The organism is Providencia sp. CIM-Carb-044 (assembly GCF_033901115.1).
In the GTDB taxonomy this organism is placed as follows: domain Bacteria; phylum Pseudomonadota; class Gammaproteobacteria; order Enterobacterales; family Enterobacteriaceae; genus Providencia; species Providencia hangzhouensis.
Genome location: NZ_JAXADV010000013.1, coordinates 17465 through 39501 on the forward strand (window position 1 = coordinate 17465; position 22037 = coordinate 39501).

Here is a 22037-nt window from a genome sequence, read left to right on the forward strand (position 1 = left end):
CTTCAGGTACACATCATTCAGTTATTTTACTTTATTAGTCGATATGCACCATGATAGCTTCACTTATTAGCGATATATTCATTTCCTGTGGGGATTTGCGCGAAAAAATTAGCATAATCCTCGGAGCGAACCTGTTGAAGGATGGTTTCAAGCGCTGATAGCGGTGCTTCTGACCAATCGCAGCGAATATCAATGTCTGCGTATTGCCGGTCATTCCATACTTTTAATGCAGCGGAGCGGATGCCTCGATAATCACCACCTTCATCGGCACCGGCTTGCATGGCAATGAGTAATCGAACAGCCAGATCTTGGTCAGCATTTTTATAATAGCTTTGATAAATAGCGCTTAGAACCTGTTCACCTACTAACATATTTCCAGCAATGGCTAAGTTGGGTTCCGATAGACTTCCACACCAAGGTAAGCAATATTGACCTGTCCAATCAGCTGTATCACCATAGTTATCCATAATAATTAATTGTCGCCGTTCACAGTCAATATCTTCCTTAACCAGATGATCTAAGCTTTTATTCGCATTATGGCCTTGCTGCAAATATTCAATACCTGTTAAGCCAGCAATGGGGTTGGTCATTGCTTGAGTTGCGATTGCCCCCGTTTGGCTTTTGCCATGTAAGACCAATGCACCAACCGCAGGGCCACCCGTTGCCGTCGCTGCACCTATTTTTCCTGTCAATGGGCAGCGCGCCACAATTGAAAATGTCATTTTACACCTCATAAATTAGACCTTGATCAAATTTATCATTATAAATTCTTGCTTGAAATATAATTTATCATCATAAATAAAGAAAAAGATAAAATTATTAACAAAATTGACACAAATCACACTTCACAATCATATAGCAATGTCAGCACTCAGGGGGAAGCAAATGAAAATGCGTTTATGTAGGTGGATAGCCAGTTTTTGGCTTTTATGCTTTATTTCGCTACCGACATTGGCGGTGAACCATCCTGATGTCTTGTTATTAGGGCAAGTTGCTGAGCCGCAGTCATTAGACCCACAAGTGGCAACCGCTGCGAATGATTCTCGAATTTTGGTTAACTTGTACGAAGGGTTAGTTCGCAATGCGGACGGTACATTAACGCTTGAACCTGCTTTAGCCCAATCATGGTCTGTTAGTGATGATGGCCTGACATATACTTTCCATTTACGCGAGAATATAAAATTTCACGATGGTAGCCCATTCAATGCGGATGCAGTTAAATTCACATTTGAGCGAATGTTGGATAACCAGCACCCGTACTACCATACAGGGCCATTCCCATTATCATTTTTCTTTTCTGCAATAGACAAGATAGAAACTCCAGATGATAAAACGGTGGTGTTTGCCTTAAAAGAACCGTTTGCCCCGTTTTTATCGAACTTAGCGACACCTGCAGGGCTGATTGTTTCACCCACAGCAGTAAAGAAATATGACAAAGACTTTAGCCGGCACCCCAGCGGAACAGGTCCCTTCAAGTTTGATGAGTGGACCGCAAACCAAAGGGTGGTCGTATCCGCTAATGAAGACTATTGGGATGGTAAACCCAGTTTAAAACATGTTGTTTTTCGGCCTATCACTGACGCCAATACTCGGGTAGCCGAAATGTTATCGGGGGGAATTGATGCCATGGTGGAAGTCCCTGCTGATAACGTCCCATTATTTGTTAATGACAACCGCTTTCATGTTTATGAAGCCGTAGGGCCTCATGTTTGGTACGCCATGCTCAATGCGTCTCAGCCACCGTTTGATGATGTGCGTGTGAGGCAAGCCGTTAACTATGCGGTAAATAAAGACAATATTGTGAAATACATTCTTCAGGACTCTGCGGGAGTAGCACAAGGGCCCATCCCATCGGCATTTGATTGGGCATTTGATGCAGAAACCAAGGCTTATCCTTATGACCCTGAAAAAGCACGCCAATTAATAGCAGAAGCAGGGGCTCAAGGGCAAAAAGTTATTTTTTATGTCACGGAAGGGGGCTCAGGGATGCTAGACCCGATCCCCATGGCGACAGCCATTCAAGCAGACCTGAAAGCGGTTGGGCTATCTGTCGAAATTCAAACCTTTGAATGGAATACCTACCTATCAAAGGTCAATGCAGGTCTAAAACAAGCGCATATGGCCGAAATGGCGTGGATGACGAATGACCCAGATACTTTACCTTTTTTAACCTTACATAGTGCTTCTTGGCCAGATAAAGGCGGGTTCAATTCCGGTTATTACAGTAACAAGCAGCTCGATAGGTTATTAGACAAAGCTCGAGTCACCAATAATCTCGAGGAGCGCGCCCAGTTATATCGGCAAGTACAAAAAATTGTTCATCAAGATGCCCCTTGGTTATTTGTGGCGAATTGGAAGCAAAATGCGGTCGCTAATGAGCATGTTAAACATTTCAAATTGCAGCCTAACTTTAACTTATTACTTAAAGACGTTCGTAAAGATTGATTAATGTGAATTGAATATTCAATTAATCTTTTGATTTTATGGGGAAAAACTATGTGGTTATACTGTTTGAAACGCATTTTAGCGACCATACCCATACTGATTGGTTTGACGTTAATTGTCTTTTTTATCATGGCAATGATCCCTGGAGACCCTGCTCAAGCGCTGCTTGGACCTTGGGCGACTCCTGAAAATGTGGCTAGAGTAAAAACAGAGCTTGGGTTGGATAAGCCGTTATATCAGCAATATTTTATTTGGATGCATAATTTAATTTCGGGTGACTTTGGCCGTTCATTTGTTCTTAACCGGCCTGTCGTTGATGAAGTTTTAGAGCGATTTTCTGCCACATTAATTTTGGGCGGAAGTGCGTTGTTACTGAGTTCAGTTTTAGGGTTACTGGCCGGAGTCCTTTCCGCCATTCGCCAATTCAGTTGGAGTGACCGATTTATTACACTTGCTGTTTTATTGGGTATCTCAATGCCATCTTTTTGGATCGGCTTATTGATGATTATGCTTTTTTCTGTTCAATTACAATGGTTTCCGGCATCAGGAATGTACGATATTTGGCAAGGCGGTGGCCTGAGCGATTTATTGCATCACCTTGTTTTACCCGCAGTGACGCTTTCATTAGTCGCAACAGGGGTGATAGCGCGCCTGACGCGTACAGCAATGTTAGAAGTATTGCGGCTTGATTTTATTCGCACCGCAAGAGCAAAAGGTTTGAGCGAACGCAAAGTGATTTTTCGCCATGCATTTCGCATGGCACTGGTTTCCGTTATCCCAGTCATTGGTATCCAAGCGGGCTTTGTTTTTGGTGGTGCGGTGTACATTGAAACCGTTTTTCAGTGGCCGGGGCTAGGCGCCATGTTAGTGAAGGCTGTGGCAACCCGTGACTTGTTTTTAGTTCAAGGGGGCGTATTGATTGCAGCAGCGTCCTATGTCTTTATCAATTTACTTGCGGATGTTGCGCAAGCCATGTTAGACCCGAGGTTGAAATCATGAGCCAGTCAGTGACCCCTGTTATTCAGCATCGTCATCGCCAATCGATTGGCTCATTATTACTGGCGAACCGTTTAGCAACTTTGGGCTTATTTACGTTATCTATCATTATGCTCTTGGCATTTTTAGCGCCTTGGCTACCTCTTGCTAATCCTGATGAAACAGATTTAGTTAATCGGCTACTTCCCGCTTTTTCATCTGGCCATTTATTAGGTACTGACCATTTAGGGCGAGATATTTTGTCTCGATTGCTGTGGGGAACGCGAGTATCCCTATTGGTCGGTATTTCCGCAACACTAATTGCGGCAATATTCGGCACCCTAATTGGCTTGGTCGCTGGGTATGTAGGCCATCGTACTGATACATTATTGATGCGTTGTATTGATATGCTAATGGCATTTCCATACATTTTATTAGCCTTAGCGATTGTAGCGGTACTTGGGCCAGGGCTACTCAATGCGTTGTATGCTATCGCATTAGTGAATATTCCCTTTTTTGCTAGGAATATTCGTGGGTTAACGGTGGGTTTACGTGATAGAGATTTTATACAAGCTGCAAGGTTGTCAGGTAAAAACCACCTACAAGTCCTATTAACGGAAGTGTTACCGAATGTCTTGCCAATCATTGTGGTTACCATGTCAACGACCATTGGCTGGATGATCTTAGAGACGGCAGGCTTGTCATTTTTAGGGCTAGGTACTCAACCACCGAATGCAGATTTAGGTTCAATGCTAGGGCAAGGGCGCGCACAAATGTTTGTTGCTCCTCATGTGGCATTGGTACCTGGTATTATGATCTTTCTTATTGTGATTAGTTTTAACCTGTTAGGGGATGGCGTGCGTGACATTCTTGATCCCCGGTTAAAATCAGGAGCCTTACAGCGATCACAACCGATGACACAGACTGACAGAGTTAATATTCCTGCGAAAACGGGAGGCGAACAAGTGGTATTAGAAGTCAAAGACTTGTCGGTCGCTTTTCGCCAAGGAAATCAATTACGCCCTACGGTAAAAGGGATCAGTTTTACCGTAGGTGCGGGGGAATGTTTAGGGCTAATTGGAGAAAGCGGTTCGGGTAAGAGTGTTACGGCTTTATCGGTAATGGGGTTGCTTGCATCGCCACCTGCGTTGGTTACCGCTGGTGGTATTTATGTAGAACATGAAGAAATGTTGTCATTACCGTTATCCGTTATGCAACGCCGTCGCGGTGCGAAGGTATCTTATATTTTCCAAGACCCACTGACGACACTTCATCCGCAATTTACCATTGGTGTGCAATTGCGTGAGGCCATTACCGCTCACCAATCGTTGTCATTCTATGAGGCGAAAAATAAAGCCATTGAATTATTGGATAGCGTTGGGATCCCAGATGCGCAGGAGCGTTTTGATGCCTACCCCCATGAGCTTTCGGGCGGGCAGCGCCAGCGTGTAGGGATAGCGATGGCATTGGCTAATGACCCTGTGTTGATTATTGCCGACGAGCCGACCACCGCATTAGATGTTACGGTGCAGGCGCGTATTTTAGAGTTACTCAACCAACTACGCCGTGAACGTGGTGTTGCACTCTTATTTATTACCCATGATTTCGCGGTTATTAACCAAATTTGCGACCGTGTTGCCGTCATGCAGCAAGGTGAGATAGTTGAAACAGGGGAGACACAAACGGTATTACGCCAGCCTCAGCATCCTTACACACAACGCCTGATCGCCAGTGTCCCTAAATTAGGGGAAGGGCGTGGATTTTTAAAACAAGTCCAACAACTTTATGGTCATCAGCCCAATGGTAATGATTTAACATCGGCACAGGAGGTTTAATGAAAAAAGTGATTGAAGTTAATCAGTTGGTGAAAACCTTTGGGCAGCCAAGAAGCCTATTTCACCCTCGTGGACGCCAAGTTCACGCACTAAAAAATATTTCATTATCGCTCTATGAAGGTGAAACCCTTGCTGTTGTAGGGGAGAGTGGCTCTGGAAAAAGTACCTTAGCGCGTATTTTAGTTGGGTTGGAGCGTGAAACCTCGGGGGAAATTACGGTATTAGGGCAAACTCGTGCCGAATGGCTGCAACAAGGTTCACGTGCATTTGGGCAAGCCATTCAGTACGTTTTTCAAGACCCGGTTGCTTCTTTGAACCCCCGTAAAACGATAGGCGAGACATTAACGGTTCCATTGAAATACTTAAAGCACATGAACACATCACAAAGAGCGAAGCGTTTGGCGGAATTACTCGAAGCTGTCAATATGCCAATCGACGCTTTAGCTTGCTATCCTCATGAGTTTTCAGGAGGGCAGGCACAGCGGTTAGCGATTGCGAGAGCATTAGCTGCTGATGCACGAATATTGGTACTTGATGAACCCGTTAGTGCGCTGGATGTTTCGGTACAAGCGCAAGTTTTATTGTTATTAGAACAACTTAAACAACAGTTTTCATTGTCGTATTTGTTTATTAGCCATGATTTGGCGGTAGTGGAGTCGATTGCAGATAGAGTTGCCGTACTCTATTTAGGGGATTTGCTAGAATGTCGAGATACCCGCAGCTTATTTGCCGCACCGGAGCATGAATATACGCGAAATTTATTGGCAAGTGCCCCACGAATTCGTGTTGATTCAGTCGATTAGAAACTTATTTAAACCAGTTGAGAAGCTAATATGAGCACCAATAAGCCAATGACGATAGAGTCAGTGCGTATTAAACGTACTGATGAAATCGTCAATGCGATAAAAGAAACCATTATGGCCAATAACCTCATACCCGGTGACCGTTTGCCACAAGAAAAAGAGCTAATTGAACATTATAACGCTAGCAAAAGCACTGTGAGAGAAGCATTAAAGTCATTGGAAGTTCAAGGGTTAATTAAAACAAAAACTGGGCCTGGTGGTGGCGCGTTTATTGATTCAATGACTGAAGCGCGAGCGATGAGTTTGTTATCAAACTATTTATTTACGCGGGATATATCAATCAAGGATATTTATACGTTACGTAAATTATTAGAACCGGTGGTAGCAGTCAGTGCCATTGATAATATCGATAACGCAGGAATTCAAAAGCTGTACGATACCATCGCCATTTATGACCATGAGCCCGTAGATGAAAATGAACGCTGGCAGCAACGAATGGCAGAACTGGATTTTCATGCGGTGGTCGCCAGCTATTCCGATAACGTTTTATTAGTGTTTATCTGCCATTTTTTACAACGCTTACTCAAAGACTTAGCCGTTTGTCAGGACATTTATTTAAAACCTGAGCCTGTCGACAGGCGTCAAGGCATCGAATACCAATATCAATTAATCGAGGCTTTACGCCGTAAAGATGCCGCTAAAGTTCAATCGGTAATGGAAGCACATATGGCTTATGCAGAACAAGCCATGTTAGCTCTACAAGCCACATTACAAGAACGTTTCTTAAGTGAAGATAGGTAATATAATGATAGATAAAGTATATCTGACCTCTGTATTAAAAACATTATTATGCACACCTAGCCCTGTAGGGATGACTGAACAAGCCGTTGCGCAAACTCACCAATGGTTGTCGGAGTTGGGGTTTACACCAAAATACACACGCCGCGGGGTGCTCTATATCACACTCGGTTCTGAAGAACCTAAACGTGCATTGGCCGCACACCTTGATACATTAGGGGCGATGGTGACACAACTCAAACCGAATGGGCGTTTGGCACTGCGTAATACAGGCACATGGGCAGCCCGTTTTGCGGAAGGTGCAAGGGTGACAGTATTTAGTGATGATCACCAATATCGTGGGACAATTTTGCCATTAAAAGCCTCAGGGCACCGTTTTAATACTGAGGTAGATACCCAAGTAGCCGATTGGGATAATTTAGAAATTCGCCTTGATGCCCCCTGTTATAACTTTGCTGATTTGCAATCCCATGGCTTAAACGTCGGTGATATTGTTGCAGTGGATGCTCAACCCGAATTCATTGATAACGGTTTTATTGTATCGCGTCATTTGGATGATAAAGCCGGATGTGCAGTGATGTTAGCCGCATTAAAATCACTGGTGGATGACGGTATTGTGCCAGCGGTATCTTGCCAAATGATGTTCACGATTTCAGAAGAGGTCGGTATCGGAGGCACCCATGGTTTTGGTCCGCAAGTTCAAGAGTTATTGGCGATTGATAACTCCGTTTCTGCGCCAGACCAAACCACAAGGGATGACGCCCTCACCTTAGCTTTTCGCGACAGAACCGGCCCGTTTGATTTAGCAATTACGCGGCATTTATTACAATTATGCCAGCAGTATGACATTCCTCACGTCCGCGATACGTTTAAACATTATCGTTCGGATAGTGCTGCAGCAATTGATGCAGGATGGGATATTCGTGCGGCTTTAGCATGTTTCGCACTAGACAGCTCCCACGGTTGGGAAAGGACTCATTTGGACTCATTAGTCGCGCTCGCGACTTTAGTGAGACGCTATATTGAAAGTGATTTAGTCCCATTACCGGGGCAATCATTGCAAGGATAATAATTTGCGGTTGATGGTAAAAAGCCCTCTTCTCATTAAGTGACCCCTAATAATTGGTTACCCAGCTATTGGGGGATTTCACTCATGTCAGCTTTTTGATTTTTTTATTAATTTCACTGTTAAATCAATGTGATATTTACGTCATAAATACATGGTACGACAATCTTGTATTTACAATGTAATGACAACGACATTACACTTCTGTATGCTTAGCTGAGTAAGCAATCAATTGGGAGGTCGATATGTCGACTCAAAATGATGTTGCCGTGACTCGCTCATCTCTTAACCTGAGAATAAAACCGGAAGACAAAATCCTGATCGACCGTGCTGCGAATGCTGTGGGAAAAAACCGTACCGAATTTGTTCTGGAAGCGGCGCGGCGTGCAGCTGAAGAAACGCTGGCCGATCTGCGGGTGATTAACGTCAGCGCCGAGGTTTACCAAGAATTTATCAGCCAGCTTGATGCCGCGCCTAGTAGTAATGAGGCATTGAGGAAAACGATGATGTCTAAATCCCCTTGGGAGGAATGACATTGAAGCTAACAGCGCCAGAACCACTAAAAACAGGCCATTTACTGGAAGGGTTTTCCTCTGGTGAAGAGGCATTGGATCTCTGGTTAAAAAACCGGGCAATGAGTAATCAAAACTCAGGGGCCTCGCGCACTTTTGTGACCACTTCGGATAACCAAGTAATGGGTTACTATGCCTTGTCCACCGGGGTTGTGAGCACCAATCAAGCCGTTGGACGATTTCGCCGCAACATGCCCTCTGACATTCCCGTCATCTTACTCGGCAGGCTAGCTGTAGATACAAGGGCGAAAGGTCTTGGAGTTGGTAGGGGGTTAGTTAAAGATGCCTGTCATCGTGTTATTCAGGCTTCTGGGCTGGTGGGCATTCGAGGGGTTGTGGTTCACGCATTAACGGACAATGCTAAACGGTTCTATGAGCACATTGGTTTCGTCCCTTCACCACTTGACTCTATGATGTTGATGATAACGCTTGCCGATCTACAATTCGCATTGGGTATTCACCCGAACTGACCAAGCTTGGGATCCCGAGTTTTTATCAAAGCCCTCATATCATTGAATGTAAGAGGGCTTTGAACAGGTTAATTGTTAACTTAGATTGGCTTGTGATAAATATTTTTGCATCTCATCTGCGGGTACCATACCGCCACCTGTTGCCCATACCAGATGTGTTGCGTTGGCCAGTTGCTTAGGCGTGAGTGATTTGGATTGCAAATAATCTGTGTTTTGCGTGACATGCACACAGCCAGCCATACCCGCCAAGGCCGAAGGCTCTAATTTAATAGATTCGGTCTGGTTGAGTAAGCCTAACAGGTTATACATTTCGCTATCATCGATAGTGTAATAACCATCAATCAACCGCTCCATCGCGCGCCCCACAAAACCGGATGCGCGGCCAACGGCAAGGCCATCAGCGGCAGTGATATTATCGATACCAATCTCTTGAACTGACACGCCATCATGTAACCCGGTATGTACTCCTAACAACATACAAGGTGAATGCGTTGGTTCTGCAAATAAGCAATGGGCGGCATCCCCAAAGGCGAGTTTTAACCCGAAAGCAACGCCACCGGGGCCACCACCAACACCACAAGGTAAATAGACAAATAGCGGGTGGTCGTTATCCACTGTAATCCCTTGCTCTACAAATTGTTTTTTTAGACGAAGGCCTGCGACGGCATAGCCAAGAAATAGGGTCGTGGAGTTTTCATCATCAATAAAAAAGCAGTTTGGGTCTTTTTCTGCTTCTTTACGGCCTTGTTCAACGGCGATGCTGTAATCTTGCTCATATTCCACAACATTTACACCATGTGAACGCAATTTGTCTTTTTTCCATTGTCTGGCATCTGCGGACATATGCACGCTGACGCTAAAGCCAAGTTTAGCGCTCATAATGCCGATGGACATGCCAAGGTTACCGGTTGAGCCCACCGCGATGCGGTATTGGCTAAAGAATTGACGAAATTGTTCAGAGATTAAAATCTCATAATTATCATCTGTTGATAATAAACCTGCTGCTAAAGCCAATTTTTCTGCATGGGTTAAAACCTCATAGATGCCTCCGCGGGCTTTGATTGAGCCTGAAATTGGTAGGTGGCTATCTTTTTTCAGTAACATTTTCCCTGTTATTGGCGTTTGATACCGTTTTTCCAGCGCGGCCTGCATGTTGGGAATATCGATAACTTCAGATTCAATAATCCCTTGTGTCGCTTGAGTTTCTGGAAACGCTTTCATCAAATAAGGCGCAAAGCGGTTTAAGCGCGCTTCTGCATCTTGAACATCTTCAATGGTTAGCCCGACATAAGGCAAACCCGCTTGCGTCGTCGTGACCTTTGGGTTGAACCACGCAATTTGCTTTAAATCGATTAAGTCCTGAACTAAAGGGTAGTCAGCAATTAACTTATCAACATTTATCTGAGTCATAATTACTCTCTTTTAAATCACAAATGAAAGTGCAAAAGTCCCTGCCAGCGCGACGAAAGACGCAATCAACGTGGCGACACTATAAAAACGGAATGTTTCGGCTAAAGTCGCGTTACAGTACTGTTTGACTAACCAGAACAATGAATCAGTGACGATAGTGCAGCCAATTGCGCCTGAGCCAATGGCTAATGTCATAATTTCTGGGCTAATGTGTGGGTACATTGGCATTAGCGGAGCAACAATCGCCGTTGCGCCCATCATCGCAACGGTGGCAGAACCGACAGCGGCATGAAGAATAATGGCGACTAGCCAAGCCAGTAAAATTGGGTGCATATCAATACCAGATAACACCATCGCTAAGGAATCGCTCAGTCCACTGCCTTTTAAGATACCGTTAAATGCTCCTCCTGCGCCGATAATCAATAAAATATTAGCGATTGAGCTAAAACTCTCTTCGGTTTTGCTGAGTAATACGCTCATACCCATGTTACGTCGGATCCCTAACATGTAATAAGCGACAAAAGCAGCAATAAACATAGCGGTTATTGGGTTACCAATAAACTGTAAGAGGGTAAATAACTGGCTATCTTTGCTCATGTTCAAGTCAGCGGCAGTCTTGATTAACATGAGGGCAATTGGCAATAACACCGTGAACAGTGTCGCACCTAAAGAAGGTAAGTCTTTTTCTTCACGTACCTCAAGATCTGAGAACGCTTCTGGCACAGTTTTAAACGGTAAGCGGTCACCTAAGAATTTGAGGAACAGTGGCCCGCCGACTAATGACGCGACTAGGCCTACGGCTAACCCTGCAACAATCACCGTACCAATATCAGCACCTAATTCATTTGTGACAAATAGAGCAGCAGGGTGTGGCGGTACGATGCAATGGACGGCCATCAGCGCAGTACACAATGGGATCGCTAACTTTAATAATGAAGTATTGGTTCTTTTGGCAATGGAAAATGCGAGTGGGATCAGTAACACCACACCGACCTCAACAAACAGGGTGATACCGCAGATTAACCCAATGAGTACCATGGTGACATCGGGAGTCAACCAACGGCTTTTTTGTAATGTCACCCCAATTCGCTCTGCTGCCCCGGAGATTTCCATCATTTTTCCAAGAATAGTTCCTAGCCCGATAATGGCAGCTAAGAAACCAAGTGTACCCCCAATGCCATTTTCGATAGCGTTGACCATCTCCAATGGATTCATTTGCATGGAGATACCGACAAAGAAGCTGGCGAGTAAAAGTGCTAAAAAGGGATGAAACTTAAATTTAATAATTGAAACGATGATTAGTAAAATACTGATAACTAAAGTACCAATCATCCACATTGTAGAGTCCATATCCTACCTCTGATCATCTTGTTATTGTTTTTCTATTGGATAATAAATATTCAGTGGTGACAAACGATGAAACACGAGCTTTAGATGAATCAAATTAACTCAAAGGTGTGATATTAGTCATATAAAACGGAGAATAGCGTCTTTGGGTCATCTAAATTCATCTTAAAAAGGGTATTGTAGAAATCATTGAGTATCGTTGTTTTTATTGGAGGCGTTGATGTCAGAAAATTTCAATCAATTTGAGCAATCTGGATTTATTCAATGGAATAAACGGCTATCAAGTTATCAGCTATCGCGCCTACATACCTTTGAAGCAGCAGCACGGCATAGCTCTTTTGCATTAGCGGCACAGGAGTTGGCATTAACACCCAGTGCAGTTAGCCACCGAATTAATACGTTAGAAGGGGAGTTAGGTTTTAAATTATTTGAGCGTTTTCATCGGCGTATTGAGCTGACGATTGATGGTGAGCGAATTTATTGGGCACTACGCAAAAATTTGGATGATATTAACCAAGAAATTATTGATATCAAGAACCAAGAAATCTCGGGTGAACTTACGGTGTATTCACGACCATCCATCGCCCAGTGCTGGTTAATTCCCAAAATTGCGGATTTTGCTAACCAATATCCCTCAATTCAGTTAAATCTATTAACGGGCAACGATGACGTTAACTTTCGTGGCTATGGCATTGATATTGCTATTTATTATGATGATATCACTCGGCCCAATTTATATTGTGAAGATTTAATGTCAGAGTCAATTGTTCCGGTCTGTAGTCCGCAATATGCTAAACAACATGATTTGCTTAATAATATTCATCAATTGAAAAATTGTACTTTGCTACATGATAGACAAGCTTGGAGCAGTAACTCTGATTATGATGAATGGAAGGCGTGGAGTGAACATTACCAATTAACCTTGTTTCCTCATCGCCGAAACCTATGCTTTGATCGCTCTGATTTAGCGATTGTTGCCGCAATGAACCATGCCGGTGTGGCGATGGGACGTAAACAATTAGTTGAAAAACGCTTAAAGCGCCAAGAACTGGTAATGCCATTTGGTGATATTTCGCTGAAGTGCCAACAGCGCCACTATTTTGCGATGCTAAATGATAAACGAAACCCGAAGGCGGATATTTTTATTCAATGGTTAAAACAGCAAGTTAACGCAATACCACAAGTAAAATGATGCTTATTCGAGTAAGATAACCTCTTGGTGATGTTTTTAGAGAATGGAAAAACCTGAAGCTATGGCCCCGAAAACACAAAAAGTTGCCACGATCAAAGATGTCGCTGCCAAAGCTCAGGCAGGGAAAACCAGTATCTCACGTTATTTGAATGGTGAATTTCATTTGCTTTCTGATAATTTGCGTCAACGCATTGAAAGCGCCATTCGTGAATTAAACTATCGCCCAAACCAAATGGCGCGTAGCTTGAAACATGGGCGGACAGGCTTGATTGGTTTGATTATTGCCGATATCGGTAACCCATTCTCTGTTGAAGTATTAAAAGGGGTAGAAGCCGAGTCAATCAAACAAGGTTTCATGACCGTGGTTTGCAATGCAGATAACAGCATTGAGCGTGAATGCCAATTTATTCAATTGCTAAAAGGTTACCGCGTTGATGGGCTTATCATAAATTCAGCGGGTGTTAACGAACAATTCATTGAAGTGCTGAAAGAAACCACCCTACCTTTCGTCTTGTTAGATAGAAAAATCGACAATTTTCCCAGTGACATGGTGGGGCTAGATAACCCCGCTTCTGCACAAATGGCCTTTAATCATCTGATTGAACAAGGGTTTGAAGCGATTTGCTTCGTGACTGAGCCCATTGTGTATAACAGCGCACGCCAAGAGCGCTTACAGACCTTTCAAGCGTTATCGCAGAGCCATCAACATATCCAAAGCGAATTTCATGAAGTGACCTTGCCTGACCCTGCAAAATTAGAGGCCATTGTTGCCGATTTTTGTACTGCACATCGTGGTATGCGCAAAGTGATTGTTGCCGCTAATGGCGTACTGACCTTGCAGCTGGCGTATGTCATGAATAAACAAGGGTTACGTTGGGGAACGGATATTGGCTTTTTGAGTTTCGATAACCTCGAATGGGCGGCATTGGCTGGGCAAGGGGTAACCTCAGTGTCTCAACCGACAGCGGAAATGGGGCATAAAGCGGTGGAGTGCTTATTGGAAAAACTTGAAAACCCAGATAAGCCACCAATGCAATATTTATTTAATGGGGAATTGCTGATCCGAAAATCGACGACATTGTAGTCTTTGGGGCTAAGTTATTCGGTTCTTAAAATTTGGTTACCATTTACCAATTTAGCTTAAGGTTTATTACATGTATACTGGTGTGTAGACTAAATTATAACCATTTTGAGAGCATAGGGAACATATGAAAAAGATAGGGATATTATTGCTAGCTAGCCTTGTTTTAGCGGGTTGTAGCACCAGAAGTCAGGTCAAAGAGTATACCTGCCAAGTAGACCAAAGTTATAATCACATCACATTAGAACGTAACGGCAAATTTACCTTTCCAACAGGGGCAAGTAAGGTACAAGTCTTTTTCAATAATGGTCAGGTCAATATTGTTGATTTTGTTGGCTATGAGTATATGAGTTATCCGCTAGTGAAAAGTACAGAGCAGCGACGCGTTGAGAAAATAAAAGATTTTAACATCGTGATAAATAAAGGTGATTATTATTCTGATGTCAATGGCATGTTGGAGATTTACTCACCCAGTCAAAAAACCGTTGGATTATATTATTTAGCACCATCAACCAGTAAACTTAATTCTATCCAGTTTCTGACGGAGTGTGAGCGAAGCAATGTTGCTCGCCCGGGACACGCTCATGCGCATTGATGGTTAAAGAGCCAAAGAGCCCTAATAAATTAGGGCATTCCAGCTATTTTGCTATTTCAGGGTTAACACAATTTTGGCTTAGGTCGCCCTTTAAGGCGGCTATTAGGTTATCAACAGCGCACTCGACCATGGCGTAGCGGGTTTCATGGGTGGCAGAACCGATGTGTGGCAGAGCAACCACATTTGGCAGCGTGAGTAGCTTAGAGTTGCTTGGAAGGGGTTCAACTTCAAACACATCTAAACCCGCCCCGCGAATTGTGCCACTTTCTAATGCATCGATCAGGGCGGCTTCATCGACGATACGGCCTCTTGAACCGTTGATCAAAAATGCACTGGGTTTCATTTTTGCCAACTCATTTTTACCGATCAACTTTTCGGTTGACGCTGATAATGGCAGCACGACACAGACAAAATCCGATTCTGCCAGCAACGTATCGAGGTCACAACGACGTGCCTTAAGTTGGGTTTCTGCATCGGGGTGGATATGGTTATTGTAATAGAGAACTGGCATCCCGAAGCCTAAATAAGCGCGTTTGGCAACGGCATAGCCAATGCGGCCCATGCCTAAAATACCGATAGTTTTCCCATTCACATTACTGCCATATGCATCTTCACCAATACTTTGAGTCCATTGGCCATTTTTGACCATCTCAGCCATTTCGATAATGCGGCGTGCACTGCAAAGCACTAACGTAAAAATGGTATCGGCGGTGGTTTCGGTTAATACATTAGGTGTATGCATTAATGCAATCTTTCTAGCATTCATTGCATCAATATCAAATTGATCGATACCAACGGAAATGGTCGATGCCGCTTTCAAATTCGGAGCATTGGCAATGTCATCTGCCGTGATAGGATAGCTGGCCCCGATAATGCCGTCAGCGCGGGATAACGCTTGTTTAAAGCTAGCGAGATTTTCAGGTGTAACGCTATCAAATACAGTAACATTAAAGTGTTGCTGTAGCCGTTCAAGTTGATCCGTAGGAATGGATTTATATAAAATAATATTCTGTTTCATAGTATCCCTTTTAAGCATGCTTCGTGATGACAACATCATTGTTTTGTTCTTGGTTTGGTTTGACTATCAAGGTAAAGAAAACCGAGGCTAATAATGCGAGTCCCATAAACATATACGAAGCACTTGGGCTACCTGTTGCTCCATTTAAATAGCCAACAAACCATGAACCAAAGAATGAACCTAATGCGCCCATACTATTGATTAATGCCATTGCACCACCTGCAACGTTCTTTGGCAACATTTCAGGAATGATAGCGAAGAAGGGCCCATATGGGGCGTACATTGCTGCACCCGCAATCACTAATAAGGTATAAGAGAACCAAAAATTCGTGCTACCGAGTAAGTACGAACCGAGGAAGCAAATCGCACCGAGTAAAAGCATTGGCCAAACGAATAGTTTGCGGTTATGCATACGGTCAGATGCCCATGATACGAGGATCATCGCTAAGGTTGCCGCAAGGTAAGGAACGGCAGAAAGCCAGCCTGTTTCTACCATCCCAAGGTTAGATGCTCCACGAATAATAGATGGCAACCACAGTACGAAGCCATACACACCGATGCTCCAGCAAAAATACTGGGCGCACAGTAAAATCACGTTACGTGATTTAAAAGCTTCACGGTAGTTACGGACAGGTTTGATGTTTTTCTGTTCGTCACTGAGAATTTTATCTAATGTCTCTTTTTCAGTCTGGCTTAGCCAATTCACTTGGCTTGGTTTATCACGTGCTGTTCTCCACCAGAAAAAAGCCCACAAAATCGCTGGAACCCCTTCAATGATAAACATTTCACGCCAACCGAATGCTTGAATGAGATAACCGGATAGCACGGACATCCACAACACCGTGACTGGGTTACCTAAAATTAAAAAGGTATTGGCGCGTGAGCGTTCTGATTGAGTGAACCAGTTACTGATATAGATGAGCATCGCTGGCATCACGGCGGCTTCAACGACACCCAAACTAAAGCGAATAATTACTAGCATTGGGATATTACTGACCATTCCCGTTAAGCTGGCAAACATTCCCCAGAGAAAAATACAGGCAAAAATCAGTTTGCGGACACTGCGCTTTTCCGCGTAGATAGCGCCTGGTATTTGGAAAAAGAAATAGCCAAGGAAAAATAATGAGCCGAGTAGTGACGACATCCCTTTGGTAATGCCTAAGTCAGCGTTGATACCTGCAGCGGCGGCAAAGCTGTAGTTTGCTCTATCCAAATAAGCAAGGCTATAGGTGATAAACACGATTGGCATGATGCGCCACCAACGTGACGCTGCTGGAGTATTCATTGTCATAATCGATTTCCTTTTAACATGCAGCTTTAGTAGTGGCTGCGGGGAGTAATGCCATTTCATGCTGCAATTGTGCTTGAGTTGGTAAGCCTTCACTATCACCTATAACTTGAATGGCTCTAGCTCCAACAAAATTACCTCTTGCAACAGCTTGCGGTAGTGTTAAGCCTTCAAGTAAGGCGCTGATGACGCCAACGGCAAAGCCATCACCGGCACCAACGGTATCAATGACTTGTTTAATATGCACGGCAGGAGCCATACCTTGTTGGTTACCCGCATTTTTATAATAAGCCCCGTGTTCTCCGGTTTTAATCACAACGGCTTCAACACCTTGGGCGAGATAAAAGTCAGCAATAGACTCGGGGTGGTCGAAACCCGTTAGAATTTTGCCTTCTTTTAAGCCTGGTAAGACCCAATTAGCTTGGAACGCGAGTTGGTTGAGCTGTTCTACCATCGCTGTTTCACTCTTCCATAGAGAAGGGCGCAAGTTGGGGTCAAATGATAGTGTTTTTCCTGCATTTCGCATCCATTTCGCGGCATGCAGTGACAGTTGGTAGCTGGTGGGTGAAAGTGCTGCTGCCACGCCACTTAAATGTAAATGGCGTGCGGATAGAAAATAATCTTCATTAAAGTCTGTTAAATCTAAGTGACTTGCCGCAGAACCTTGACGAAAATACTCTACGATGGGATCGGTTCCATTTTCGGCTTTAGATTTGAGTTGAAAGCCAGTTGGGTAACGAGAATCTACCGTAACACATTGAGTATCTATATATTCATTATCCAATGTGGCTTGGATAAAACGCCCAAAAGAGTCATTACCTAAGCGGCTAATCCATCCCGTTTTTAACCCAAGGCGTGAAAGGCCAACAGCAACGTTGAGTTCAGCCCCTGCGGCACGGCGAACAAAGTTTTCGACCTCATGTAATTTCCCTGTTTGTGTGGCGACGAACATCATCATGGCCTCACCAAGAGTTACGACATCTAATTGGTTTTTCATAAAATTAATTCTCCCTCTAACCTAGAAAGCCTTTAACAGAGAAACATAGTATTCAGTGACTGCACGTAAATCATCGCCTTCGAGTGGAAACTCGATACCACAAGGAACGTCATTCGGTAGGGCGTTTAGCACTTCTTTCCATGTGCCATCGCTGTCATCAAGTGCTACAGCAACACGTTTGTTGTCACGCAATTGGCAGGCTTTAACGTGAATGTAAGCGACTTGGGGAGCAAAAATATGTGCGGCTTTTAACGGATCTTCCCGATGCCAATGCCAGTTCGCCATATCAAACGCCATTTTTATGGGCATATTCTGGGTTTTGACATCAGCAAAAAAGCGTTCAAGAGGCGCAATATGACCACCGGCTTCTGTTTGGTCGTTCTCAATCACCAATTGGGTGGTGTATTGATTGATGACACCAATAACTTCGGATAAGTCATAGCACTCAGGTAGCTCACCAAGTGATAGTTTTAAAAAGCGTGCATTGAGTTGTTTGGCATCTTCGAAATAGCCTTGTAATTTGGTGATTGCGATAGGAGCTCGTTGTTGAAATAGGGTATCAGGAATAGAATAGACAGCTTTTAGTTGCCTTGCTTGTAGCTTATCAGCAATATCCGTCAGGCTATCATTCGGCAGCAAAAGCTCTTGGCGGATCTCCACGCCATCTGCATGGCTGTTTTGAATCACTTCGAATAAGGCTTGTTGGCCGCCTAATTGTTTTACGGTTTGCGCCCCATAGGCCGCAGTGACAACAATAATGTGTTTGCTCATGACTTTCCTCTGTCTGATTAAAGGGCATTTTGCCCATTTGTCATTGCGAATAAAGCATTATGGAACCGGTTCCATAATGCTTTCTAGTGAGGAAAGAGCAAAATTAGAGCTGTATCACTAATCAAATGTCGATTAATGTTTAATTGCAGATCTTTATCACAACTCTAGATGTAATGGGTGTAACGCTTATTATTCATTCTGATAAATGAATTTATGGTATATAACTAGTTGATTACTAATTTTTTATCTTTCTTGATATACAGCTAACATGAAAATATGCCTAGTAAATGCGTGATTCTTCATAATTAATTATTGTTAGCTGTATCTCAATTTCGTCTTCTTCGTCTTTTAATGAAATAATATTTCAATATATTAATTAAGGTGTGAAATTTTAGTGCAATGCTACATTATTTCACAAACTCTACCCTGGCTACACCACAGCAACTCATAAATATAATAAGTTACGAAGATGAGGTTCTGAGTATGAAAGTAATGAAATTAACCGCACTTTATAGTGCGCTTCTGTTAGCTAGCGTTTCATGGGCTCAAGCAAATACCAATGAAAGTGCCGGCGTCTATAAAAAAGCCTGTACACCTGAGTTAATTCAAGCAGCAAAAAGCAATGCAGATATTTGCTATGGCGTGAATACGGCTAGTGATATTCAAATTACTAAAAAAAACGATGATAAATATAAGATAAAAGTTGTCATTATTGGTGAAAGTACCAATAAGAATTATATGAATACTTATGGCTACCCATTAGAAAATACACCGTTTCTTTCATCGGTAAATGGGCGTTTTTTCAATAATTTTATTAGTGCGGCATCCAATACGGTACCGACCTTAACGCGAGCTTTAGCGAAAAATGATTTAAAGACGATCACTCAGCACCATGAAAAGCCGTATTACAATAATAATTCAGTTGTTGATTTAGCCAACAAAGCGGGTTATGAAACTTATTATATCGGTAATAATGGCAGTTTTGGTGATGATGAAATTGGCTTTACAAATTATTTTCTAAAGGCGAATTATTTTTTACCGGTTAGAGACAGCAAGCCTGGTTTTGAAAACCTTTTCGTGCAAGAAAAGTTTGTCGTTGATGACAGTGTGAATAAACTCACCAATGATTTTAAAATGTTACCTGCCTTTAAAGCCGCGTTAAATAACCCGTCAGAGAAAGAAAAAGTCATTTTTGTTCATATGTGGGGACCTCACCATGATGGTTGGCCGAAAGGAGCTTGCGAACTCGTTAAAAATAATTACAACATTAACCCTGAGCAATTTGATACTGGCTGGGGAAGTATAGCGAACTGTTATGTTTCAGCGATTAAACTGAGTGATGATTTTATTGGCGATATTTATAGTATCTTGCAAGAAAATAATAAAAATGGGGATTACCCGTTCTCCATTTTATATTTTTCTGACCATGGACAAGGGCTAGTCAAAGCCAATAAGCAGCACGTAAAAGCACTGGAAGCAGAGTATAAAGGGTATATCAAAGACGGAAATCTATACTTACGCCATGGTCAACTCGTGAAAGGGGCATATCAAGTCCCATTAGTGGTCATCAATTCGGATGATACTAAACGTGAATTTCGCGATGAAATGTTAAGTGAGTGGAATTTATTTGATTACTTCGCGTCGTGGTTAGGAGTAGAAACTAACCTAACCTCCCCAGCGAAAAGTATCGTGGCGGAGACTATCACACCTGAAAAAGATATCGATGTCTTTGTTTTCCCACGGGACGAGTTTGTGAAGTACGATAGCTTGCCGCAGGATACCGTATTATCACCAGCCACAGTTAATACCAAAGTTGTCGCTGACAATTAATATGTCAAAAAATAAGGCAGAACCGAGCTATCAGTTCTGCCTTTATTTTTATTCAACAAGTTATTGACTCAATGCATCTGCAACTGCTTTAAAGCGGGCAAATTTATCACGTAACTGTTGATACCCAACGGTGTTTGGTTGGTAAGTCGTGATTTTGGGTGTGCTTGCCGCAATAGCGACATCAAAACCTGAATAGTAACCTGTTCCGACTGCGGCACAAAGTGCAGCGGCTTGGCAACCTGATTGCTGTACATTGACGACATCTAACGGCAAGTTACTGGCATCACAGAACATTTGCATCCACAGTGGTGACTGTGTTGGGCCACCCGTGAAACGAATAGATTCTGTTGTATTATCAAGGCCAACAATACGGTCTTGGTGCAATAAATGTGAAAATACAATCCCTTGATAGATAGCATAAACAATATCGGCATCCGTATGGTGTGAACTCAATCCGAGTAGACCACCGTGCAAATTACTGTGGTAGTTAGAACCGTACAGCCAAGGGAAAAACAGAATATCGTTTGGCCGCGTTGCCCCTTCAGCCACACAGTGATTCAGTACATCATAATCTTGCAAACGTTGATTGAAGAAGTGACGAGTGAACCACGCGAGGTTACTGGCGGAAGTCGGGCTGCCTTCGTGGACAAAATAGGTACCTGGAATACAGTATTTACTCCATACGTATGGGTAATCTGAAGGCACGATTTCATCGAAGACGCGTGTTGAAATGGTCCAAGTTCCGGCTACGGCGCTGAGTTTATCTTTTTGGCTCACCCCTGACGCCAACGCTGCACCCACCACGTCAAAGAAGCCACCAAATACAGGGGTTCCTTCCACCAGTCCAGATTCTGCGGCAGCTTTGTGGGTTACGGTACCCGCTAATTGGGCCGAGTTAATCACGGGAGCTAGTTTGTCATTTGCTTCATCAATACCAAACAGTTGGCATAGTTTAGGATCATAACTCGACTGGATTTGGTTAAATAATTGGCTACCCGAAATATTGGTTTCTTCGCAGGCAATTTGGTCGGTTAAGCGATAGCGAATATAGTCATGAACCATCAAAACATGCTGAGTATCGCGATAATTATCAGGCTCGTGTTGTTTTAGCCAACGCAGTAGTGCCACGGGATGAGAAGCCCATAATTGCTGCAAACTCAATGGATAAGCTTTATCCGCGATGCCGTCTTGGTGCCATTCATCAACAATAGATTGAGCTCGTGAATCAGATGACACAATCCCATTCCTAACCGGTTTTCCTTGGCTATTGAGTAAATACAGCCCTTTGCCGTGAGAAGAAAAGCTGACACCGGAAATTTGGGCGGCGTTGAGCTGGCTATTTTGAATCGCTTGGCGAATCACGCTGCAAGCCGCTTCCCACAGCATTTCCATATTGCGTTCACTAAAACCTGCTTGTGGACTCTCAGTGGGAAAAGAATGTTCAGCAACGGTAATTTCTTGGCCTTCTGCGGTGTAGATACCCGCTTTAATGACGGTACCACCAAGGTCAACACCCATAAAAAATGCATTCATTATCGGCTCCT

At 43.3% G+C, this 22037-nt stretch carries 20 protein-coding genes; 12 read left to right on the forward strand and 8 right to left on the reverse strand.

The annotated features are described in order from the left end of the window. Positions 1-59: 59 nt before the first annotated feature. On the reverse strand, positions 60-722 hold the full coding sequence (locus SJ312_RS19245) for a DUF1028 domain-containing protein (protein ID WP_004259254.1): 663 nt from the start codon (positions 720-722) through the stop codon (positions 60-62). A gap of 163 nt (positions 723-885) precedes the next feature. On the opposite strand from SJ312_RS19245, the gene SJ312_RS19250 reads away from it, so the two are divergent. The 8 genes from SJ312_RS19250 (at position 886) to SJ312_RS19285 (ending at position 8964) form a co-directional block, all read left to right on the forward strand. Next, a complete protein-coding gene (locus SJ312_RS19250; RefSeq protein WP_110591144.1) occupies positions 886-2445 on the forward strand; it encodes an ABC transporter substrate-binding protein in 1560 nt (519 codons plus the stop codon). A gap of 51 nt (positions 2446-2496) precedes the next feature. Beyond that, positions 2497-3444 carry an ABC transporter permease gene (locus SJ312_RS19255; RefSeq protein ID WP_004259249.1) on the forward strand — a complete coding sequence of 316 codons (948 nt, stop codon included), beginning with the start codon at positions 2497-2499 and terminating at the stop codon, positions 3442-3444. Then, a complete protein-coding gene (locus SJ312_RS19260) occupies positions 3441-5255 on the forward strand; it encodes a dipeptide/oligopeptide/nickel ABC transporter permease/ATP-binding protein (protein ID WP_096864464.1) in 1815 nt (604 codons plus the stop codon). Before SJ312_RS19255 ends, SJ312_RS19260 begins: the two co-directional genes overlap by 4 nt. Continuing rightward, positions 5255-6058, forward strand: a complete 804-nt coding sequence (locus SJ312_RS19265; protein WP_198633860.1) for an ABC transporter ATP-binding protein — start codon at positions 5255-5257, stop codon at positions 6056-6058. Before SJ312_RS19260 ends, SJ312_RS19265 begins: the two co-directional genes overlap by 1 nt. 30 nt (positions 6059-6088) lie before the next feature. Next, positions 6089-6859, forward strand: a complete 771-nt coding sequence (locus tag SJ312_RS19270; protein ID WP_004259240.1) for a FadR/GntR family transcriptional regulator — start codon at positions 6089-6091, stop codon at positions 6857-6859. A gap of 4 nt (positions 6860-6863) precedes the next feature. Further along, the gene (locus tag SJ312_RS19275; RefSeq protein WP_110591147.1) at positions 6864-7925 is read left to right on the forward strand and encodes an osmoprotectant NAGGN system M42 family peptidase; all 1062 of its coding nucleotides are present in this window, start codon (positions 6864-6866) and stop codon (positions 7923-7925) included. Between the two features lie 242 nt (positions 7926-8167). Continuing rightward, the gene (locus SJ312_RS19280; protein ID WP_102138080.1) at positions 8168-8455 is read left to right on the forward strand and encodes a DUF1778 domain-containing protein; all 288 of its coding nucleotides are present in this window, start codon (positions 8168-8170) and stop codon (positions 8453-8455) included. Then, positions 8452-8964: a GNAT family N-acetyltransferase gene (locus SJ312_RS19285; protein WP_110591148.1), complete on the forward strand. Its 513-nt coding sequence runs from the start codon at positions 8452-8454 to the stop codon at positions 8962-8964. The genes SJ312_RS19280 and SJ312_RS19285 overlap by 4 nt, the downstream gene beginning before the upstream one ends. A 75-nt stretch (positions 8965-9039) precedes the next feature. Here SJ312_RS19285 and dsdA read toward each other — a convergent pair whose 3' ends face one another. Both dsdA and dsdX read right to left on the reverse strand, forming a co-directional pair. Further along, entirely contained in the window at positions 9040-10374 is a 1335-nt protein-coding gene (dsdA, locus tag SJ312_RS19290) for a D-serine ammonia-lyase (protein WP_187710765.1), read from the reverse strand. A 12-nt stretch (positions 10375-10386) separates the two neighbouring features. Continuing rightward, positions 10387-11724, reverse strand: a complete 1338-nt coding sequence (dsdX, locus tag SJ312_RS19295) for a D-serine transporter DsdX (RefSeq protein ID WP_094961591.1) — start codon at positions 11722-11724, stop codon at positions 10387-10389. 217 nt (positions 11725-11941) lie between these two features. Here dsdX and dsdC point away from each other — a divergent pair, with 217 nt between their 5' ends. The 3 genes from dsdC (at position 11942) to SJ312_RS19310 (ending at position 14589) form a co-directional block, all read left to right on the forward strand. Next, positions 11942-12913 carry a DNA-binding transcriptional regulator DsdC gene (dsdC, locus tag SJ312_RS19300; protein WP_004259232.1) on the forward strand — a complete coding sequence of 324 codons (972 nt, stop codon included), beginning with the start codon at positions 11942-11944 and terminating at the stop codon, positions 12911-12913. Positions 12914-12956: 43 nt separating this feature from the next. Beyond that, entirely contained in the window at positions 12957-13997 is a 1041-nt protein-coding gene (locus SJ312_RS19305; RefSeq protein ID WP_094961590.1) for a LacI family DNA-binding transcriptional regulator, read from the forward strand. Positions 13998-14121: 124 nt separating this feature from the next. Continuing rightward, positions 14122-14589, forward strand: coding sequence for a hypothetical protein (locus tag SJ312_RS19310; protein ID WP_110591150.1), 468 nt, complete (start codon positions 14122-14124; stop codon positions 14587-14589). 43 nt (positions 14590-14632) lie between these two features. Here SJ312_RS19310 and SJ312_RS19315 read toward each other — a convergent pair whose 3' ends face one another. The 4 genes from SJ312_RS19315 to SJ312_RS19330 are packed head-to-tail and all read right to left on the reverse strand — an operon-like array spanning position 14633 to position 18663. Beyond that, on the reverse strand, positions 14633-15607 hold the full coding sequence (locus SJ312_RS19315; RefSeq protein WP_036958057.1) for an NAD(P)-dependent oxidoreductase: 975 nt from the start codon (positions 15605-15607) through the stop codon (positions 14633-14635). A 10-nt stretch (positions 15608-15617) separates the two neighbouring features. Further along, the gene (locus SJ312_RS19320; protein WP_004259221.1) at positions 15618-16898 is read right to left on the reverse strand and encodes an MFS transporter; all 1281 of its coding nucleotides are present in this window, start codon (positions 16896-16898) and stop codon (positions 15618-15620) included. Between the two features lie 13 nt (positions 16899-16911). Beyond that, positions 16912-17892, reverse strand: coding sequence for a sugar kinase (locus SJ312_RS19325; RefSeq protein WP_187710766.1), 981 nt, complete (start codon positions 17890-17892; stop codon positions 16912-16914). Positions 17893-17913: 21 nt separating this feature from the next. Next, entirely contained in the window at positions 17914-18663 is a 750-nt protein-coding gene (locus tag SJ312_RS19330; protein ID WP_153674128.1) for a sugar phosphate isomerase/epimerase family protein, read from the reverse strand. A gap of 483 nt (positions 18664-19146) precedes the next feature. Here SJ312_RS19330 and SJ312_RS19335 point away from each other — a divergent pair, with 483 nt between their 5' ends. Continuing rightward, complete coding sequence (locus tag SJ312_RS19335; RefSeq protein ID WP_161595390.1) at positions 19147-20493, forward strand: phosphoethanolamine transferase; 1347 nt, start codon at positions 19147-19149, stop codon at positions 20491-20493. Positions 20494-20553: 60 nt separating this feature from the next. On the opposite strand, the gene SJ312_RS19340 is transcribed toward SJ312_RS19335, so the two are convergent. Then, a complete protein-coding gene (locus SJ312_RS19340) occupies positions 20554-22026 on the reverse strand; it encodes an FGGY-family carbohydrate kinase (RefSeq protein WP_319868217.1) in 1473 nt (490 codons plus the stop codon). Between the last annotated feature and the right edge of the window lie 11 nt (positions 22027-22037).

What these genes read in the sequence shown, in the direction of transcription:
- SJ312_RS19250 (WP_110591144.1), top strand. Translation starts at nt 886, where the DNA reads ATGAAAATGCGTTTATGTAGGTGGATAGCCAGTTTTTGGCTTTTATGC.
- SJ312_RS19260 (WP_096864464.1), top strand. Translation starts at nt 3,441, where the DNA reads ATGAGCCAGTCAGTGACCCCTGTTATTCAGCATCGTCATCGCCAATCG.
- SJ312_RS19310 (WP_110591150.1), top strand. Translation starts at nt 14,122, where the DNA reads ATGAAAAAGATAGGGATATTATTGCTAGCTAGCCTTGTTTTAGCGGGT.
- SJ312_RS19315 (WP_036958057.1), bottom strand. Translation starts at nt 15,607, where the DNA reads ATGAAACAGAATATTATTTTATATAAATCCATTCCTACGGATCAACTT.
- SJ312_RS19280 (WP_102138080.1), top strand. Translation starts at nt 8,168, where the DNA reads ATGTCGACTCAAAATGATGTTGCCGTGACTCGCTCATCTCTTAACCTG.
- SJ312_RS19340 (WP_319868217.1), bottom strand. Translation starts at nt 22,026, where the DNA reads ATGAATGCATTTTTTATGGGTGTTGACCTTGGTGGTACCGTCATTAAA.
- SJ312_RS19320 (WP_004259221.1), bottom strand. Translation starts at nt 16,898, where the DNA reads ATGACAATGAATACTCCAGCAGCGTCACGTTGGTGGCGCATCATGCCA.
- SJ312_RS19270 (WP_004259240.1), top strand. Translation starts at nt 6,089, where the DNA reads ATGAGCACCAATAAGCCAATGACGATAGAGTCAGTGCGTATTAAACGT.
- dsdC (WP_004259232.1), top strand. Translation starts at nt 11,942, where the DNA reads ATGTCAGAAAATTTCAATCAATTTGAGCAATCTGGATTTATTCAATGG.
- SJ312_RS19265 (WP_198633860.1), top strand. Translation starts at nt 5,255, where the DNA reads ATGAAAAAAGTGATTGAAGTTAATCAGTTGGTGAAAACCTTTGGGCAG.
- SJ312_RS19330 (WP_153674128.1), bottom strand. Translation starts at nt 18,663, where the DNA reads ATGAGCAAACACATTATTGTTGTCACTGCGGCCTATGGGGCGCAAACC.
- SJ312_RS19275 (WP_110591147.1), top strand. Translation starts at nt 6,864, where the DNA reads ATGATAGATAAAGTATATCTGACCTCTGTATTAAAAACATTATTATGC.
- dsdX (WP_094961591.1), bottom strand. Translation starts at nt 11,724, where the DNA reads ATGGACTCTACAATGTGGATGATTGGTACTTTAGTTATCAGTATTTTA.
- SJ312_RS19245 (WP_004259254.1), bottom strand. Translation starts at nt 722, where the DNA reads ATGACATTTTCAATTGTGGCGCGCTGCCCATTGACAGGAAAAATAGGT.
- SJ312_RS19335 (WP_161595390.1), top strand. Translation starts at nt 19,147, where the DNA reads ATGAAAGTAATGAAATTAACCGCACTTTATAGTGCGCTTCTGTTAGCT.
- SJ312_RS19325 (WP_187710766.1), bottom strand. Translation starts at nt 17,892, where the DNA reads ATGAAAAACCAATTAGATGTCGTAACTCTTGGTGAGGCCATGATGATG.
- SJ312_RS19255 (WP_004259249.1), top strand. Translation starts at nt 2,497, where the DNA reads ATGTGGTTATACTGTTTGAAACGCATTTTAGCGACCATACCCATACTG.
- SJ312_RS19305 (WP_094961590.1), top strand. Translation starts at nt 12,957, where the DNA reads ATGGAAAAACCTGAAGCTATGGCCCCGAAAACACAAAAAGTTGCCACG.
- SJ312_RS19285 (WP_110591148.1), top strand. Translation starts at nt 8,452, where the DNA reads ATGACATTGAAGCTAACAGCGCCAGAACCACTAAAAACAGGCCATTTA.
- dsdA (WP_187710765.1), bottom strand. Translation starts at nt 10,374, where the DNA reads ATGACTCAGATAAATGTTGATAAGTTAATTGCTGACTACCCTTTAGTT.